Raw genomic sequence first — 15,414 nt, 5'->3', positions numbered from 1 at the left:
CGGGCCTTCGGCGTCAGCGAGCTGCCAGCCACCCGCTGATCCGGCGAGCGATATCGGGGCCGGTGAGGCCGAGTTCGGCGTGTACCTCAGCGCGCGAGGCATGGTCCAGGAACTCTTGGGGCACACCGAGATCGCGGGTCGGGATATCCAGCCCGGAGTCGCGCAGGCGGGCCGACACCGTGGAACCGATGCCGCCGTGCAGGCCACCGTCTTCCAGCGTGACCACGAGCCGGTAGTTCTCCGCGAGTTTCAGCAGCGTGTCGGAGACCGGCAGCACCCAGCGCGGGTCGATGACGGTGACCGAGACCCCCTCGGAATCCAGCAGATTCGCCGCTTCCAGAGCCGTACCCGCGAACGAGCCCACCGCGACGAGCAGAACGTCGCCGCGCACCGCCTGCACCGAGCCGCCGTCCGGCTCGGCCATCCGCAGCACGTGGATGCCGTCCAGCCGTTCGACCGCGGTGATGTCCTCGGCGACACTGCCTTTCGGGAAACGCAGCGCGGTCGGGCCGTCGTCGACGGCCAGCGCCTCGGCCAGTTCCTCGCGCAGCGTCGCGGCGTCGCGCGGAGCGGCGACCCGGATGCCGGGGATGATCCCGAGGACCGACAGATCCCACATGCCGTTGTGGCTGGCGCCGTCGGAGCCGGTGATGCCCGCGCGGTCCAGCACCACGGTGACCGGCTGCTTCAGCAGAGCCACGTCCATCAGCAATTGGTCGAAGGCGCGATTGAGGAAGGTCGAGTAGATCGCGACCACCGGATGCATGCCGCCGAGCGCGAGCCCCGCCGCGGAGGCCATGGCGTGCTGTTCGGCGATGCCGACGTCGAACATCCGATCCGGGAAGCGCTCCCCGAATGCCGCCAGTCCGGTCGGGCCCGGCATCGCCGCAGTGATGGCGACGATGTCGGCGCGGCGCTCGGCGTGCGCGATCAATTCCTCGGAGAACACCGAGGTCCATCCGCGCGCCTTGGGACCGCCGACCGGGACGCCGGTGAGCGGGTCGATGGGATCGCAGGCGTGCATCTGGTCGGCGACGTGGTTCTCGGCGGGCGCGTAGCCGCGACCCTTCTGCGTCACGGCGTGCACCACGACGGGGCCGCCGAAGTCCTTGGCCCGGCGCAGCGCGGCCTCGAGCGCGACGACGTCGTGGCCGTCCACCGGCCCGACGTACTTCAGGCCGAGGTCGCCGAACAGTTCCTGCGGACTCACCGCGTCCTTGATGCCCGCTTTCACCGCGTGCACCATCGAGTACGCCGATTCCCCCACCCGGGGAATGCTCTTGAGGATGCGTTTGCCCGTGTCCAAGGCGTGCTCGTAGGCGGGCTGGGTGCGCAGCGCGGTCAGCCGATCGGCCAGACCGCCGATGGTGGGCGCGTACGAGCGGCCGTTGTCGTTGACCACGACGACCACCGGGCGGTCCGAGGCGGCGATGTTGTTCAGCGCCTCCCAGCACATGCCGCCGGTGAGCGCGCCGTCGCCGACGATCGCGACCACGTGCCGGTCCTGCCCGGTCAGCGCGAACGCCTTCGCCAAGCCGTCCGCATAGGACAACGCCGCAGAAGCGTGCGAGGACTCCACCCAGTCGTGGGCGCTCTCGGCCCGGCTCGGATAGCCGGACAGGCCGCCCTGCTTGCGCAGCGAGTCGAACTGGTCCTTGCGCCCGGTCAGGATCTTGTGCACGTAGGCCTGGTGCCCGGTGTCGAAGATCAACGGATCGGCCGGCGAGTCGAAGATCCGGTGCAGGGCGATGGTGAGCTCGACCACACCGAGATTCGGGCCGAGGTGCCCGCCGGTCGCGGCGACTTTGCGCACCAGGAACTCGCGGATCTCCTCCGCCAGCTCGCGCACCTGCGGCACGGTCAGCCGGCGCAGATCCTCGGGCGTGTCGACCCGGGAAAGCACTCCCACCTGAACTAGCTCCCTCCGGATAGCGCATCTGATCCGATCAGTCTACGGAGCGGCGGCCGCCGCTCCCGCACGAGAACGATCACACCGACCGACACCGCCTCGAAACGTGAGACTCGACACACGGTACCCGGCCCAGAGTGACCGGTGGCAGCTCGCCGCCGAGGCCTTCGCGCAGATCGACGCGGCGGTACGGGTGATCGCGGCCCCCGGCGGCTACGGACCGGGCACGATGGTGCGATACCGGATCGACAGCGACCGACGAGGAGACTCCGTGCGCAAGAACACCGATCCGAGCGCAGGCACCGTCACCACCTACGGGCACGGCACCACTCGCGCCGTCCCCGACCTGATGCGGGTGACCGTCTCGGTCGAATCACGCGCGAGCGAGGTCGCGCTCGCCGCGGGGACTCGTCGGCGGCCGGCAGGGTCTCGGAGTAGCGCGGTCTACGAGGACCGACCGCTCAACGTTCGAGCAGCGCGAGGCATTCCACGTGGTGCGTCGCGGGGAAAGCGTCGAAGGCGCGCAGATCGGCGAGCCGATAGCCCGCGGCCCGATACAGGCCGAGATCGCGGGCGAACGCGGCGGGGTCGCAGCCGACATGGATGATCCGTGTCGGCCCACTGGCGGCGACCGCGCCGATCACCTCCTTGCCCGCGCCCGCGCGCGGCGGATCGAGCACCACGACATCCGGGGCGGCCGCGCCGACGTGCTCGAGCACCCAGCGCTCCACCCGCTGGGCCCGCAGTTCCACCCAGGGCAGGTCGCGCAACGCGGCGGCGCCGTCGGCGACGGCAGGCCGGGCGGATTCCACCGCGAGCACCACACCGGTGCGTCCGGCTCGCTCGGCGAGACGCGCGGCGAACACCCCGGCGCCGCTGTAGAGATCCCACGCCCGCCCGCCGGGCGCGAGTTCCGACCATTCCGCGACAAGGTCCGAATAGCGTTGCGCCGCACCGCGATGCGCTTGCCAGAAGCCGGTGGCCGCGACCTCCCACCGACGGCCGGCCACGTACTCGACCACGCGCCCGCTGCCCTCGAACACCCACTCGTCGCGCGCCGCGTGCGCCGCGGCACGTCGTGCGGACGCCGCGCGCCGGTCGTCGCGACGAGCGGGCTCCGCGCCGGGCCACTCCGCACCGCGCCGCCCCCCGCGCTCATCACGGCCGTGCGGCCGGTCGCGGCGACCGCCGCCGCGCCGATCCCGGCTGCCCGGCTCCGATCGCCGCCCACTCCCGCCGGGGCCGCGCCGATCCCCGCCGCGACTGTCCGGCTCGGCCTGCGCCGGCGCCAGTTCGACGACGTGCCGGATCCCGTCACCGTCCACCGCGATCACCAGATCGGCGCCGGGCGTCCACCGCCGGTCCGCGATCCCGTCCAACGCTCCCTCGACCGGTTGCGGGCACCGCAGATCCGCGATCACATCGGTGCTGCGGTAACGGTGCACGCCCGCGCGCCCGTGGGCGTCGACGGCGAGGCGGACGCGGGTACGCCATCCGCCGATCTCGTTGCCGGGCCCGATCGGCTCGACCACCACTTCCCGCTCGATCCCGGCCAGCCGCCGCAACTGTTCGGCCACCACCGCGGCCTTCAGCGCGCGCTGGGCCACCGGCGTGGCGAAGGAGAAATCGCAGCAGCCCGCGCCACCGGGACCGGACACCGGGCAGGTGGCCCGCACCCGATCCGGGGACGGCTCGAGCACCTCGACCGCGTCGCCACGACAGAACGAGCCGCCGCGATCCTCGGTGACCCGAACCCGCGCCAGCTCGCCGGGCAAGCCGTGGCGGACGAACACCACACGTCCCTCGTGCCGCGCGACACAGAAGCCGCCGTGGCCCGGCGGCCCGAGCCGTACCTCGAATGTGCCGGCCCGCCGATCGCTCATCCCGAATGCTCCGACAACGTCATGTCCGATCCTCGTACCCGCGCCGCACCGAGCCCGGAGCGTTCACCACACCGGGTGTCCGCGCCCGGGCGGACGAGCTCAACTGCCACGGCACGCTGGTCACCATCACACCCGGCTCGAACAGCAACCTGCCCTTCAGGCGCAACGCGCTCTGGTTGTGCAGCACCTGCTCCCACCAATGGCCCACCACATATTCGGGGATGAACACGGTGACCACGTCGCGCGGAGCGTCCTTGCGCACGCGCTTCACATAATCGAGCACCGGCTTGGTGATCTCGCGGTAGGGCGATTCGATCACCTTGAGCGGCACCGTGATGTCACTGTTCTCCCACTCCCGTACCAGCGCCCTGGTGTCGGCCTCGTCGACGTTCACCGTCACCGCCTCCAGCGTGTCCGGACGGCTGGCGCGCGCGTAGGCGAGGGCGCGTCGGGTCGGCAGATGCAGCCGGGAGACCAGGACGATGGAGTGCGAGCGGCTGGGCAGCACACCGTCCCAGTCGTGCTCGTCCAGCTCGCGCGACACCGAATCGTAGTGCCTGCGAATCATCTTCATGACGACGAAGATCGCCACCATGGTGCAGATGGCGATGTAGGCGCCCGCGAAGAACTTGGTGATCAGCACGATCACCAGCACCGCTCCGGTCGCGGTGAGACCGACCGCGTTGATCACTCGCGATCGCTTCATCCGCGCGCGCTGCGCCGGGTCGGTCTCGGTGCGCAGCAAGCGGGTCCAGTGCCGCAGCATGCCGGTCTGGCTGAGCACGAACGAGACGAACACGCCGACGATGTACAGCTGGATGAGCTTGGTCACCTCGGCGCCGAACAGCACCACGAACGCGATGGCCGCGCCCGAGAGGAACAGGATGCCGTTGCTGAACGCCAGCCGATCGCCTCGGGTGTGCAGCTGACGCGGCAGGTAGCGGTCCTGCGCCAAGATCGAGCCGAGCACGGGGAATCCGTTGAACGCGGTGTTCGCGGCCAGCACGAGAATCAGAGCGGTCACCGTCGTGATGAAGAAGAACCCCAGCGGGAATCCCGCGAACACGGTCTCGGCCAGCTGCGCGATCAGCGTCTTCTGGTGGTAGTCGGACGGAGCGCCGGTCAGGTCGGCGACGTCGTGCGCGTAGACGACCCCGATCTTCTGGGCGAGGACGATGATGCCCATCAGCAACACGATCGCGATTACGCCGAGCATGAGCAACGTGGTGGCGGCGTTGCGCGACTTGGGTTTGCGGAAGGCGGGCACACCGTTGCTGATCGCCTCCACACCGGTCAGCGCGGCACAGCCGGAGGAGAACGAGCGCGCGATGAGGAAGGCGAACGCCAGCCCATAGAGGTGCTCGTGTTCGGCGATCAATCCGAAACCGGCCGATTCGGCACGCAACTGCTCGCCGAGCACGAAGATCCGGAACAGGCCCCAGCCCAGCATGATGAACATGCCGATGATGAACGCGTAGGTCGGAATCGCGAATGCCGTGCCGGACTCCCGCACACCGCGCAGGTTCATCGCGGTCAGCAAGGCGATGGCGACGACGGCGAACAGCACCTTGTGCGTCGCGACGAACGGAATGGCCGAGCCGATGTTGGACGCGGCCGAGGAGATCGACACCGCGACGGTGAGTACGTAGTCGACCAGCAGCGCGCTGCCGACGGTCAGGCCCGCGTTGGGTCCCAGATTGGTGGTGGCCACCTCGTAGTCGCCGCCGCCGGACGGGTAGGCGTGCACGTTCTGGCGGTAGCTGGCCACCACGACAGCCATGACGAAGGCGACGGCCAATCCGACCCAGGGGGCGTACAGGTAGGCCGCGACCCCGGCGGCCGAAAGGACGAGAAAGATCTCTTCGGGGGCGTAGGCGACCGATGACATGGCATCGGAAGCGAACACCGGGAGCGCGATTCGCTTCGGCAGCAGTGTGTGGCCCAGCGAGTCACTACGGAAAGGCCTACCCAGCAGCACTCGCTTCGCTGCTGTCGTCAACTTGGACACTGGAGCGAGCATAGGCCCCCGCAGGGGGGCTCGCGCGCGTGGCTCGCAGGTTTGCTCGCCGGCTGGAGGGGGAACGTGGCCGGTGGAATCATTCGACGGGTAGCGTTCGACCGAACAACGAAGCAGACCGAACACCACGGTTCCAGGAACGAGGTTGCACGGTGTACGTAGTGATCATGGGGTGCGGGCGCGTCGGCTCGTCGCTGGCCCATGCCCTGGTCCGCGTAGGTCACGACGTCACCGTGATCGATCGGGACTCCAGTGCCTTTCTACGCCTGGGTTCCGATTTTCCGGGCGAGCGGGTCACCGGTGTCGGATTCGATCGAGATGTGCTGATAAAGGCGGGAATCGAACGGGCGGACGCGTTCGCGGCGGTCTCCTCCGGCGACAACTCCAACATCATCTCCGCCCGGGTGGCCCGGGAGATGTTCGGCGTGGAACGGGTCGTCGCCCGCATCTACGACGCCAAGCGCGCCGCGGTCTACGAACGGCTCGGCATCCCGACCATCGCCACGGTCCCGTGGACCACCGACCGATTCCTGCGGGCGCTCGTCGGCGACACCGGCACCACCACTTGGCGCGATCCCACCGGGACGGTTGCTGTGACGCAGCTGACGCTGCACGAGGAGTGGTACGGCCGCACCGTGCGCGATCTGGAGCAAACCGTCGCGGCCCGGGTCGCGTTCATCATCCGGTTCGGCCGGGCGGTGCTCCCCGACGGCAAGACGATCATCCAGGCCGACGACATCGTCTACGTGGCCGCCGCATCCGGCGCTGTGGGCGAGACCGTCGCCCTGGCCGGGAAGCCCCCAGCGAGCGAGGACTGAACATGAAAGTGGCCATCGCCGGAGCAGGCGCTGTCGGCCGATCGATCGCCAGGGAACTCCTGCGCGGCGGGCATCGGGTCATGCTGCTCGAGCGTGAGCTCGAGCACATCGACGCCGCCGCGATCCCCGACGCGATCTGGGTACACGCCGACGCGTGCGAACTGGCGCTGCTGGAGCAGGCCGGTCTGGAGACCTACGAGGTGGTCATCGCGGCCACCGGTGACGACAAGGCGAACCTGGTGCACAGCCTGCTCGCCAAGACCGAGTTCGGGGTGCGCCGGGTGGTTGCGCGCGTGAACGACCCGCGCAACGAATGGCTGTTCGACGGCTCCTGGGGGGTGGACGTCGCGGTGTCCACACCCCGCCTGCTCGCCTCCCTGGTCGAGGAAGCGGTGTCCGTCGGAGATCTCGTGCGACTGATGACGCTGCGTCAGGGCCAAGCGAACCTGGTCGAGATGACCCTGCCGGCGGACACCGCCCTGGCCGGAAAACCCGTGCGCACCCTCACGCTGCCGCGCGACGCCGCCCTGGTGACCATCTTGCGCGGCGGGCGGGTGATCGTGCCGCAGCCGGACGACGCCCTGGAGGGCGACGACGAGTTGCTGTTCGTGACCTCGGTGGAGGCCGAGGAGGACCTCCGGCTGGAACTCGCCAACCACGGCATCAGACCGTAACTCCCCGTGACACGGCCGGACGCGCATTCTCGGCGAAGCGCTGCCGGACGCCCTACGCTGCCGACTTCAGCTCCGCGCGCAGCTTGTTCAGCGCGCGGTGCTGCATCACCCGGACCACACCCGGGCTGGTGCCGATGGCCTCGGCGGTCTCCGCCGCCGACCAGCCGAGTACAATCCGCATCACCAGCACCTCGCGGTGCGCGGGGGCCAGCACCTTCATGAGTTCCCTTGTGGCGGTGCGCCGTTCGGAGGCCAGCGCCCACTCCTCCGGCCCGGCCGCGGAGGACGCGTAGTCCGGGACGTCGGCCATCGGGTAGGCCGGATGCTGTTGCGAGCGACGGAACGCGTCGGCGACCTTGTTGGCCGCGATACCGTAGACGAAGGCCAGGAACGACTTGCCCTGGTCGCGGTAGCGCGGGATGGCGTTCACGGTGGCCAGCAGGACTTCCTGCACCACGTCATCGGCGGTGACCTGCAGATGGGCCGTATTGCCCAGCCGCGCGCCGCAGTAACGCCGCACCAGCGGGTGCACGATCCGGATGATCTCGCCGATCGCCCGGCGATCGCCCCGGGCCGCCGGACCGATCAGTTTGTCCAGCTCGGCGGAGATCCGCCTGCTCTCCGACAGCGCGGGGTTGTGCTTGGCGGGCAACGCCGCGGTGTTGTGCTCGGTAGCCACGTCCGAGTCCTTTCTTGCCGATCAGTGCGTGTGTTCCGGTACGCATAGATCGTCTGATGAACTCGGTAGGGCAACCAGGCACCCCAGGGTGGGGAAGCACCCACCTCGGCGGTGGGGATCTCCCCACCCCTGTGGTTTTCGCCGGAGTGCTGCGGAAGGTTAACGCTCAGGCAGGTTCGCTCGCGCGCACCGACTCGGCGGGCAGGTGCCCGGCGCGGCGCACAGCCCAGATCGTGACGGCCAGCGCCACCGCGGTCAGCGGCCAGCCCATCGCGATGCGGGCGAAGGCGAGCCAGCCGGTGCGGTCGGTGTCGTAGAGCTGCGACTGCACCAGGTAGCGCGCGCCGAACACCAGGATCCAGGTGGTGGTGGCCAGGTCGTAGAGGCGTACCGAGCGCGGATCGGACCGCCAGTCGGAGCCGTGGCCGTTCAGAACGCCCCAGATCACGCCGACCAACGGTCTGCGCACCAGGATGGACGCGAGGAACACCCCGGCGTAGACGAGGCTGGTGTAGATGCCGAAGAGGAAGAATCCCTTGGCCTCGCCCATGCGGTAGGCGATGAAGGCGCAGATGCCGACGCCGAAGAAGCCGGAGATGGCGGGCTGGAGAGGATCGCGCCGCACCAGACGCCACAGGAGAATGGCGGCGGCCACCCCGAGGGCCGACCAGATCGCGGCGGACAGCCCGGCGAGGCTGTTCACGGGAACGAACACGACAACGGGGATCGTGGAGTAGATCAGGCCGCTGAAGCCGCCCAGCTGTTGGAGGAGGGTCTGCTCGGCACGTTCCTCGTCACGGTCGCGCGAGTCGAGCCCGGTGCGGTCGTCCGATCCTGCGTTGTCGTCGCTCGATGGCATGCGTCAGCTGTTCCCGCGCAATTCGTAGTAGGGGTTGAAGATCACTTTGCGGCCGTCCCGGTCGCCGACCCGGCCACGGACGAGGATGCGCCTGCCCGGTTCGATGCCGGGAATGCGCCTGCGCCCGATCCAGACCAGCGTAATCGTGTCGGTGCCGTCGAAGAACTCGGCCTGGACGCTGGCGCCCGCCGACTTGGGACACGCTTCGACACTGCGGAGCCTACCGAGCATGGTGGCCTCGTCACCACGCCGACACTCCGACGCGCGGGACGCTCCCGAGGCCTCGGATGTCTCGGCCAGCTCTTCGGCATCCAGCTGATCGAGGTCTTCGGTCAGCCTGCGGCCCAGACGTCGAAAATACCCTGAGGCTGCGGATGACATTGTGCACGCTCTCCTGCATAGAGCAGATGGCGTGGGTCGCACACCATCGTGAGGGATCCGATCCGCACGGCCTGCGGCGACCGTACAACGCCACTGTAGATGGGCCGGGCCACCCCCGCTACGCTCGGACCGGTGTTCGACTCCCCACACCCCGCGCGCGTCGTGGCGCTGCCAGGCACCGGGTCCGACGCCGCTTTCGCCGGGCGCGCCTTTGGGCCCGCGAGCGCCGCACGCGACCTGGATTTCGTCGTGGTGGAACCCGACCCGCGCCGGGTGGTGGCGAGCTGCCGAGCAGCGCTCGACGCGGCGGCGGATTCGGCCCCGATACTTCCGGCCGGCATCTCGCTCGGCGCGGCGATCGCACTGCAGTGGGCCGCCGAGCACCCGGACCGCGTCGTCGGGGTCGTGGCCGCACTGCCCGCCTGGACCGGACCCGACACCGCCGCCTGCCCCGCGACGCTGAGCGCGGCGGCCACCGCGGCGCAGCTGCGCGCGGACGGTCTGGACACGGTGATCGACCGGATGCGGGCGAGCAGCCCACAGTGGCTGGCGGACGCGCTGACCCAGTCCTGGCGGGCACAGTGGCCGCATCTTCCACAGGCGCTCGAGGAGGCCGCGGACTACAAGTGGCCCGATGCCGAGTTGCTGTCGGCTTTCGCCCCGCCGCTCGCGGTGGTCACGGCGATCGACGACCCGGTGCACCCGCGTACGGTGGCCGAGGAGTGGGCGGCGCTGGCCCCGCGCTCGTACCTGCACCGGATCACCCTGGACGAACTCGGCGCCGACCCCGCGATCCTGGGACACGCGGGTATCGGCGCCTTCGGGTGAGATCGTCCGCTCAGTTCAGACCGAGTTGCTGCATGGCTGATCCGTCCGCGCCCCGGCGCGGGCCCTGCGGCATTCGCGGCACCACCGGTTGCGCACCGGTCTGCGCCGCCACCTGCGCGGCCATCGCCTGCTGCTGAGCCTCCACCTGCTGCTGATGGGCCGCGGCAAGTTGCTCGGCCAGCTGCTGCGGCAGCACCACGGGCAGCGGATCTCGCACCGGCAGCGGATCCTCGCCGCGCCGCACCACCGTCTCGCTCAGGATCGCCCGCGCCGCCTTGACCAGCGGGCTGCCGTCGTTCGCCGCGCCGGAGGGGCCCGCCGCGACCAGCCGCACCATCCAGCGATAGCCGTCCACGCCGATGAAACGCAGGTCCGCGCCTTCGGTCACGGCCAGCAACTCCCGGCCCCACGGTCCGTTCTCGACCGACACCCGGGCGCCGTCCTTGCGCAGCGAGTCGGCCAGATCCGCGGCGACCAGCCGCCACTGGCCAGATGTCTTGGGCGCGGCGTAGGCCGCGACGGTTATCCGGCCGTGCTCGGTGGCCAGATGCACCGCCTGCGGCTGGCCCTCCGGGTTCATCTCGACCTGCAACTGACCGCCGGGCGGGACCGGCAACAGCACCGACCCGAGATCCAGCCGCTGTTCGGATACCGAATCCAGCAGGTCGGCGACCTCGTCATAGTCATAGGGGCCGGGTTTGCCGTACGGCCGGTCGACATCCAGATCGACACCCTCGTACGAGCGCTCATCGGTGGGGGCGTCGTCGTAGAAATCGTCGTCGTACTCGTAGCCGGACTCGCCCTCGTAGCCGGACTCGCCCGCGTAGCCGGACTCGTCCTCGTAGGCGGGCTCGTAGTCGGCCTCGTAGTCGGCGTAGTCCGCCTCGTCGTACCGGTCGTCCGCGGCCCGGCTCGATTTCTTTCTCTTTCCGAACATTCTCGTCATGCCTCCTCGCCGGTAGCCCGGCCCACCCCGTTGGTCTGCGCGGCCAGGCTCGCGTGACCGCCGCTGGAGCCGTAGCCGCCCGCTCCCCTGGTCGTCTCGTCGAGCGAGTCGACCTCCACGAAATCCACCAGCTCCACCCGCTGCACCAGCAGTTGTGCGATCCGATCACCGCGCCGCAACTCGATCGGCGTGCGCGGGTCGTGGTTGATCAGGCACACCTTGATCTCGCCCCGATACCCCGCGTCGACCGTGCCGGGGGTGTTCACCACCGAGAGCCCCGCCTTGGCCGCCAGACCCGAGCGCGGATGGATCAGGCCGACAGTGCCGACCGGTAGCGCGACAGCGACGCCGGTGCCGACCAGCACCCGCTGCCCCGGCTCCAGAATGACGTCTTGCGTGGTGCACAGATCCACGCCCGCGTCGCCCGCATGGGCGCGCGTTGGCAGGGGTATGCCGGGGTCGAGCCGCAGCAAGGGTATGGGTGAAAGTGCGCTCACGTTGGACGAGCCTACGCGTAGGCTGTTTGCCCTCGTGACTTAGTGTTGACTCGTGTCGGACCAGCCCAATCCCATGACCGAGGACGAGAAAACGCAGCCTGCGCAGCGATATCGAGAACGCCTGTGGGTGCCGCTGTGGTGGTGGCCGGTCGCGTTCGCCATCACCGGATTACTCGCGGCGGAGATCCACATGGGCGCGCCGGGGTTGCGTGCGTGGCTGCCGTATGTGCTGCTGTTCCCGGTGCCGGTCTGGGTGCTGCTGTGGCTGAGCCGCCACCGCGTCGAAGTGGCGCCGGACGCGAACGGCACACCGGAGCTGCGCGCCGATCGCGCACATCTTCCGGTGAATTTCGTCGCCCGCGCGGCCGCTGTCGCCCCCACCGCGAAAAGCGCGGCGCTGGGTCGCCAGCTCGACCCCGCCGCCTATGTCCAGCATCGACCCTGGGTCGGGCCGATGGTCGTGCTCGTGCTCGACGACCCGGACGATCCGACGCCGTACTGGCTGGTCAGTACGCGGCGGCCCGAACGGGTTCTCGCCGCGCTCGGTCTACCGAGCGCGGGCTGACACTTCTGTTTCGATCTCGTCGAGATCAGGCGGCGCAATCCATGCAGATCATCTGACCGCCCTTGTCACTGGCCAGCCTGCTCCGGTGATGGACCAGGAAACAGCTGGAACAGGTGAACTCGTCGGCCTGCTTCGGGATCACCCGAACCGTCAGCACTTCCTCGGACAGGTCGGCGCCGGGAAGCTCGAACGACTCCGCGGTATCGGATTCGTCGATATCCACGACGGCGGACTGTGCCTCGTTACGACGAGCCTTCAGCTCCTCCAGCGAATCCTCCGACACATCGTCGGATTCGGTGCGCCTCGGTGCGTCATAGTCGGTTGCCATGTCGTCTTCCCCTCGTCCTAACTCCGTATATCCCGGACCGGTCCGCTCACACCCGATTCCTGCTGGAATCGGCGCGACCGGTACCGCCCCGCCGGTGGTGCACGTCACACGCACACCGGTCACCTATCTGGGCGGATCATGCCGATCCACTCCCGATAGCGCTGGGTAAACGCAGGACATGCCCTTCTTGTTCCCGCGACCGACCACTGATTTCCGCACCGGTGATTCGATCTGGGCCGCCAGACAATAGCGGACGCCGGAGCAAAAGTCGCAATCAAAACACAGCCGAGTCGAAAATGAGGGCCAATCGACACCATCCCTGGAACGCACCGAGACCTTGCGCCGCGACCCCGCCACCTTTTCGTAGAGTGTGCTGGTGGTTTCACTGATCACCGAAGGTACCGCGACGGATTCGCTAGGCCGGCCGTACGTGCGACGCCGCCCCCAGCCCTGGCTCATCATGCTCGGCGTTCTCGCTCTGATCTGCGGGATCGTCTGGATAAAAGCCCTCACGACGCACGACACCGACCACACCGCGATGGCGTGCAATTCGCCGAGTCCGGCTTCGGATCCCGGTGCGCCGCAATCGACTCCGCTCGGCCAGCGAGTCGGCGCGGGCCGGTTGCAGGACGTGGAACCCGCACCGCTCGCGGACAGCAAGGTGCGCGTGCTGAACGCGAACAACCAGCGCGGCCAGGCCGCGCACGTCGCCGCTCAGCTCGGCGACCTCGGTTTCGCGAGCGCTCCCGGAACGCAATACGGCAACGATTCGGTATACGTCAACGGCGACCTGGAATGCACCGGGCAGATCCGCTTCGGTGTCAACGGCCGTCCGGCCGCGGCGTCCGTGCAGCTGGTCGCGCCGTGCGCCGAGCTGATCGAGGATCAGCGCGGCGACGACACCGTCGATCTCGTGCTCGGCTCGCTGTTCCGGGACATCCGCCCCAGCAACGACGCCGAGGAAGTGCTGCGTTCGCTCAAGAACCCGGCGCCGGGCAACTCCACATCCATCGATGTGAAGTTGCTCGACGCCGCGCGGCAGGCCCGCTGCTGATCACCGGTCCGGGATCGGCTCGGTAGCGCCGACCCGGGCCAGCAGTTCACCCAGCTCGACGGCGATACCGGGCGCGGCGGCCACCACCAGGTCGCCGTCGGCGCCCGGCGCCGTCGCGGGCGGCAGCGTCAGCCGCGCACCCGCCTCCGCGGCGATCAACGCGCCCGCGCCCCAGTCCCAGGCGTTCAGGCCGTGCTCGTAGTAGGCGTCCACTCGGCCCGCCGCGACATGACACAGATCCAGCGCCGCCGCGCCGAAACGGCGGATGTCGCGCACGTGCGGCAGCACCTGCGCGACGAGTTCCGCCTGCCTGCTCCTGCGGTGCCTGCCGTAGGCGAATCCGGTGGCGACCAGCGACATCGCGACCGATTCGACGGGCGTGCAATTCAGATGCTCCACCACGCCGTCGGCGTCGACACGCAGCGCACCGAGGCCGAGCCCGGCGCTGTAGGTGGCCGCCCGCGCGACGTCGACCACGGCGCCCGCGACCGACCGGCCGCCGCGCATCGCGGCCACCGACACGGCGTAGCCGGGCAGGCCGTAGAGGAAGTTGACGGTGCCGTCGATCGGATCCACCACCCAGTGGACGGTGTCCGCGCCGGCGTCATCGATGCTGCCGCCGCCCTCCTCGCCGAGGATCGGGTCGCCTGGGCGCTGTTCAGCGAGCAGTTTTCGGATCAGCTCTTCGGTCTCGGTGTCCACGATGGTCACCGGGTCGGTCTCGTGGCTCTTGGACCGCACGGCACCTTCGGCGGGCACGCCCGCGGGGCCGAATACTTCGGGGCGGCGGGTCCGGACATGGGCGGCGGCCGTCTCGGCGATGTCGACCGCGATACGGCGCAGGTCTGCTTCGTCGCCACGCGCGACGATCGAGACGACGGGGTCGGGGGTGTAGTCGGACACTGACGACGAGGTTTCCGGCACGCCCTCCATCGCATCACATGTCCTCGCCGAACGCCCAGCCACGCGCTCGCATTACTCTTGTCGTGCACGACACAGCGCCGTCGTCGGGCATCCCGTTCGCACGCCCACCGTGTCGTTCCGGGCCCCGTGCAGCGTTGTCATCACACCGGCCAGCACAGGGAGACGAGGGGTTAACCATGTCCGCTCGGGGGCACGCATTCGGCATCGACATCGGCGGCAGCGGCGTCAAAGGCGCCGCGGTCGATCTGGCCACCGGGGAGTTGGTCCACGAGCGGATCAAGATCGCCACTCCGCACCCCGCGACACCGTTCGCGGTGGCCGAGGCGGTGGCCGAACTGGTCGACAAAGCCCAGTGGACCGGGCCGGTCGGCCTCACCCTGCCCGCGGTGGTGCTCGGCGGCGTGGCGCGCACCGCGGCGAACATCGACAAGTCCTGGATCGGCACCGACGCGCGGGCGCTGTTCTCGGCCGCGCTCGGCGGCCGTCCGGTCACCGTGCTCAACGACGCGGACGCGGCGGGCATGGCCGAGGACCAGTTCGGCGCGGCGCGCAATTTCGCGGGTCTGGTCGTTCTCCTGACCTTCGGCACCGGCATCGGTTCCGCGTTGCTCTACCACGGCACGCTGGTGCCCAACACCGAACTGGGCCACCTGGAGGTCCAGGGCATGGAGAGCGAACACCGCGCGGCGGCCTCGATCAAGGAACGCGACGGACTCAGCTACGAGCAGTGGGCAGCGCAGGTCAGCCTGGTGCTGACAGCGCTGGAGAACCTGCTCTTCCCGGTCGTCTTCGTCGCCGGCGGGGGCATCAGCAGAGATGCCGAGCAGTGGATTCCGCTGCTCACCAACCGGACGCCGGTCATCCCGGCCCGACTGCGCAACACGGCGGGCATCGTCGGCGCCGCCATGGCGATCGCGGGGGGCGTGGCACCGTGAGGCGCGCGGGGACCGCGAGGATGCCGATCCCGGGATCGTGCCGTAGGTACCCTGGTTGGATCGTTACAATGGAACGTGCCCGGCTGAGCCGGAGAACCCCGACCGGCCCTCCGCCGG

Annotated in this window: 16 protein-coding genes; 6 read left to right on the top strand and 10 right to left on the bottom strand. The window is 69.5% G+C overall.

Annotated elements, in window-relative coordinates; all coding sequences use genetic code 11:
- Positions 1 to 13 precede the first annotated feature (13 nt).
- The 3 genes from dxs to ACT89H_RS03225 form a co-directional block, all read right to left on the bottom strand.
- On the bottom strand, positions 14 to 1,909 hold the full coding sequence (dxs, locus tag ACT89H_RS03235; protein ID WP_445106941.1) for a 1-deoxy-D-xylulose-5-phosphate synthase: 1,896 nt from the start codon (positions 1,907 to 1,909) through the stop codon (positions 14 to 16).
- A 461-nt stretch (positions 1,910 to 2,370) separates the two neighbouring features.
- Entirely contained in the window at positions 2,371 to 3,792 is a 1,422-nt protein-coding gene (locus tag ACT89H_RS03230) for a class I SAM-dependent RNA methyltransferase (protein WP_445106940.1), read from the bottom strand.
- Positions 3,793 to 3,811: 19 nt separating this feature from the next.
- Positions 3,812 to 5,800, bottom strand: a complete 1,989-nt coding sequence (locus tag ACT89H_RS03225) for an APC family permease (protein WP_445106939.1) — start codon at positions 5,798 to 5,800, stop codon at positions 3,812 to 3,814.
- 161 nt (positions 5,801 to 5,961) lie between these two features.
- Here ACT89H_RS03225 and ACT89H_RS03220 point away from each other — a divergent pair, with 161 nt between their 5' ends.
- Both ACT89H_RS03220 and ACT89H_RS03215 read left to right on the top strand, forming a co-directional pair.
- On the top strand, positions 5,962 to 6,627 hold the full coding sequence (locus ACT89H_RS03220; RefSeq protein WP_445106938.1) for a potassium channel family protein: 666 nt from the start codon (positions 5,962 to 5,964) through the stop codon (positions 6,625 to 6,627).
- Between the two features lie 2 nt (positions 6,628 to 6,629).
- Complete coding sequence (locus ACT89H_RS03215; RefSeq protein WP_445106937.1) at positions 6,630 to 7,301, top strand: potassium channel family protein; 672 nt, start codon at positions 6,630 to 6,632, stop codon at positions 7,299 to 7,301.
- A 52-nt stretch (positions 7,302 to 7,353) separates the two neighbouring features.
- Here ACT89H_RS03215 and ACT89H_RS03210 read toward each other — a convergent pair whose 3' ends face one another.
- The 3 genes from ACT89H_RS03210 to ACT89H_RS03200 form a co-directional block, all read right to left on the bottom strand.
- Positions 7,354 to 7,980 carry a sigma-70 family RNA polymerase sigma factor gene (locus ACT89H_RS03210; protein ID WP_445106936.1) on the bottom strand — a complete coding sequence of 209 codons (627 nt, stop codon included), beginning with the start codon at positions 7,978 to 7,980 and terminating at the stop codon, positions 7,354 to 7,356.
- A 166-nt stretch (positions 7,981 to 8,146) separates the two neighbouring features.
- Positions 8,147 to 8,839: a DUF3159 domain-containing protein gene (locus tag ACT89H_RS03205; RefSeq protein WP_445106935.1), complete on the bottom strand. Its 693-nt coding sequence runs from the start codon at positions 8,837 to 8,839 to the stop codon at positions 8,147 to 8,149.
- A 3-nt stretch (positions 8,840 to 8,842) separates the two neighbouring features.
- Positions 8,843 to 9,220, bottom strand: a complete 378-nt coding sequence (locus ACT89H_RS03200) for an OB-fold nucleic acid binding domain-containing protein (protein WP_445106934.1) — start codon at positions 9,218 to 9,220, stop codon at positions 8,843 to 8,845.
- 132 nt (positions 9,221 to 9,352) lie between these two features.
- Here ACT89H_RS03200 and ACT89H_RS03195 point away from each other — a divergent pair, with 132 nt between their 5' ends.
- A complete protein-coding gene (locus ACT89H_RS03195; protein WP_445106933.1) occupies positions 9,353 to 10,048 on the top strand; it encodes an alpha/beta fold hydrolase in 696 nt (231 codons plus the stop codon).
- A 10-nt stretch (positions 10,049 to 10,058) separates the two neighbouring features.
- Here the strand turns inward: ACT89H_RS03195 and ACT89H_RS03190 are convergent, their stop codons facing one another.
- Both ACT89H_RS03190 and dut read right to left on the bottom strand, forming a co-directional pair.
- The gene (locus tag ACT89H_RS03190; protein ID WP_445106932.1) at positions 10,059 to 10,985 is read right to left on the bottom strand and encodes a DUF3710 domain-containing protein; all 927 of its coding nucleotides are present in this window, start codon (positions 10,983 to 10,985) and stop codon (positions 10,059 to 10,061) included.
- A 5-nt stretch (positions 10,986 to 10,990) separates the two neighbouring features.
- A complete protein-coding gene (dut, locus tag ACT89H_RS03185; RefSeq protein WP_445106931.1) occupies positions 10,991 to 11,491 on the bottom strand; it encodes a dUTP diphosphatase in 501 nt (166 codons plus the stop codon).
- A gap of 73 nt (positions 11,492 to 11,564) precedes the next feature.
- Between dut and ACT89H_RS03180 the strand changes: the two genes are divergently transcribed.
- Positions 11,565 to 12,056: a DUF3093 domain-containing protein gene (locus tag ACT89H_RS03180; RefSeq protein WP_445107348.1), complete on the top strand. Its 492-nt coding sequence runs from the start codon at positions 11,565 to 11,567 to the stop codon at positions 12,054 to 12,056.
- Between the two features lie 25 nt (positions 12,057 to 12,081).
- Here the strand turns inward: ACT89H_RS03180 and ACT89H_RS03175 are convergent, their stop codons facing one another.
- On the bottom strand, positions 12,082 to 12,384 hold the full coding sequence (locus tag ACT89H_RS03175) for a DUF4193 domain-containing protein (protein WP_014351871.1): 303 nt from the start codon (positions 12,382 to 12,384) through the stop codon (positions 12,082 to 12,084).
- 376 nt (positions 12,385 to 12,760) lie between these two features.
- Between ACT89H_RS03175 and cei the strand changes: the two genes are divergently transcribed.
- On the top strand, positions 12,761 to 13,438 hold the full coding sequence (gene cei, locus ACT89H_RS03170; protein ID WP_445106930.1) for an envelope integrity protein Cei: 678 nt from the start codon (positions 12,761 to 12,763) through the stop codon (positions 13,436 to 13,438).
- On the opposite strand, the gene ACT89H_RS03165 is transcribed toward cei, so the two are convergent.
- Positions 13,439 to 14,371 carry an inositol monophosphatase family protein gene (locus tag ACT89H_RS03165; RefSeq protein ID WP_445106929.1) on the bottom strand — a complete coding sequence of 311 codons (933 nt, stop codon included), beginning with the start codon at positions 14,369 to 14,371 and terminating at the stop codon, positions 13,439 to 13,441. It abuts the gene before it with no gap.
- Positions 14,372 to 14,538: 167 nt separating this feature from the next.
- Between ACT89H_RS03165 and ppgK the strand changes: the two genes are divergently transcribed.
- Positions 14,539 to 15,297: a polyphosphate--glucose phosphotransferase gene (ppgK, locus tag ACT89H_RS03160; protein WP_445106928.1), complete on the top strand. Its 759-nt coding sequence runs from the start codon at positions 14,539 to 14,541 to the stop codon at positions 15,295 to 15,297.
- Positions 15,298 to 15,414 lie beyond the last annotated feature (117 nt).

Source organism: Nocardia aegles (assembly GCF_052545135.1).
The sequence above is the reverse complement of the archived record's forward strand: the minus strand, read 5'-3'. Positions and strand labels throughout refer to the sequence as shown.